The following is a 519-nucleotide window of genomic DNA, read 5'->3' as shown; positions in this document are numbered from 1 at the left end:
AGGCGTCGGCGAGGCGGACGTAGGTGTCGAGGACGTCGGTGGTGGTGGGAGAAGAGGTCATGTCCCCACGGTAGGAGGGCCGTCGTCCGTGGGTCTTGATACTTTCCGACAGGTGACGACGCCTTCCGGGAAGGGCCGCACAGCGGCCCGCGACGACATCGAGCGCGCGCACCTGGTCGACCCGAACGACCGGACGTGGTCGATTGCCCGGGCCTCGGTCTCCCCGGACCTGAGCGAGCTGGCGCGCCGGTTCTGGATCCCGGTGTGGGACGTGCCCGAGGGGCGCGACTCCGTGCAGCGGGTGCTGCAGTACCCCGTGTGCCTCCTCGTCATCTCGGACAGCTACGCGCGCTTCTACGGCGTGGTCTCGGGGCTGTCGCACACGATGCTCACCGGCCGCGGCTGGGCGGTCGGCCTCATGTTCCAGCCCGCTGCGGGGCACCTGCTGACCGGGGAGCCGGTGCGCCGGATGACCGACCGCTTCCTCGACCTGGCCACCCTCCCGGCGCTGGACGGAGC

The 519-nt window shown here is 71.1% G+C and carries 1 protein-coding gene; it reads left to right on the top strand.

Annotated features, from left to right (window positions below):
- Window positions 1-112: 112 nt before the first annotated feature.
- Window positions 113-519: DUF6597 domain-containing transcriptional factor (locus ABD194_RS20335; RefSeq protein ID WP_343994901.1), on the top strand; the 407-nt coding region annotated here is incomplete at its 3' end.

Origin of the sequence: Terrabacter terrae (assembly GCF_039529575.1) — a bacterium.
GTDB lineage: Bacteria > Actinomycetota > Actinomycetes > Actinomycetales > Dermatophilaceae > Terrabacter > Terrabacter terrae.
Note: the sequence above shows the minus strand (reverse complement) of the source record. Positions and strands in the feature narration are given on the sequence as shown.